Annotated in this window: 2 protein-coding genes; both read left to right on the forward strand. The window is 61.4% G+C overall.

The window, feature by feature from the left end; all coding sequences use genetic code 11:
* Positions 1 to 216: 216 nt before the first annotated feature.
* Positions 217 to 747: a hypothetical protein gene (locus GSQ92_RS22285; RefSeq protein WP_159014009.1), complete on the forward strand. Its 531-nt coding sequence runs from the start codon at positions 217 to 219 to the stop codon at positions 745 to 747.
* A 121-nt stretch (positions 748 to 868) separates the two neighbouring features.
* The coding region (locus GSQ92_RS22290; RefSeq protein ID WP_256367122.1) for a KUP/HAK/KT family potassium transporter at positions 869 to 1,303 on the forward strand (435 nt) is incomplete at its 3' end.

Raw genomic sequence — 1,303 nt, forward strand, 5'->3', positions numbered from 1 at the left:
ACAAGACCGCGAGATGAAGTCGACCTCCCAAAATCCACCGGGCGGAGCACCCTAGCGCGCCGAGCAAATGCGAGCAGGATCACAGCAGGTGATTCGCGTTCTTGATTTCTCAGCCGCAGTTGATTCGGCGAATTCATCCATCTGCTCCGACATAGGGTTTGGCGCACAGCAAGGAGACCGCTAGGATTCGGTCAGTTCTTCTGGAGAGAACCCGACATGGTCGTCATTCGGGCCAACGGGGCGCGGCTTGAACTCGAGGCGCCCTATCATCCGGCGCTTCCGTATCGTGCAAGGCAGGTCGGTGGAACGTGGCTCGGCTCGACGACCGGCTGGGTCTTTCCACTCAAAGCGGAGCAGGCACTGCGCGCGCTTTGTCAGGACATCTGGGCTGTCGATGGCAGAATAGCTGCTCTGGAAGACATGGTTAATCTTCGGATCACGGTCGACGAGCGCGTGCCCTTTCGCTCAGTGTTCGAAGCGCATGAGACGCCGATCTATCTCGTCGGACGCGAGATCGCTGCGTCGCTCAGGAACCTGCGTGGGGCTCGCCCAGGCCGAGGCATCAGGTTCCTCTCGGGGAAGCCAAGATGCCTCGCGTCGCCCAGCACGTGGGCGACATCTATCCCGGACGGTGCCGTCTTTCTAATACGCGATGTGCCGCGCGGCGCCCTCGGCCGCTTTCGGGAAGCCGTCGGCAGTGCTGGGCATGTCGAGGAGAGTGCTCTGGATATGGGAACGCGCGAGTGACCCTGTGAAGGGTTGAGGCTTCGCCTCGGCGAAGTCGGACGTTAGACCAACTTCTTCAGCGCCGGCGAGACTTTGAACCTCACGGTTTTGCCCGCCTTTACCTTGACCGGGCACGCTCGCACTGACCTTCGGCTTTGGAAGTTCGGACCGGCTGGCGGGCGCCTATGGCACGGCCGTCTCGACCACCATGCTTCTCACGACCGTTCTCCTCTACAACGCCATGCGTGACCTCTGGCATTGGCCGAGATGGATCGCGCTTCCCGCGAGTGGCGCCTTTCTGGTCTTTGATCTCACCTTCTTCGCAGCAAACCTGCTCAAGCTGCGCGAAGGCGGCTGGGTGCCGCTGCTTTTGGGCGTGGTGATCTTCACGATCATGACCACGTGGCATCGCGGCGTCGAGGCCATGCGGCGCCGCGCGGCAGAAAATGAGAAGAGACCCGCAGACTTCTTCACAGAACTCAAAACCGGGAACATCGCGCGGGTGCCCGGCACAGCGGTGTTTTTGAGCCGCGGCGGCATTCTGATCCCGCTGGTACTTCTCCGCCATATTGCCGAT

The sequence above is a fragment of the Acidisoma sp. S159 genome, from assembly GCF_009766125.1.
Lineage (GTDB): Bacteria > Pseudomonadota > Alphaproteobacteria > Acetobacterales > Acetobacteraceae > Acidisoma.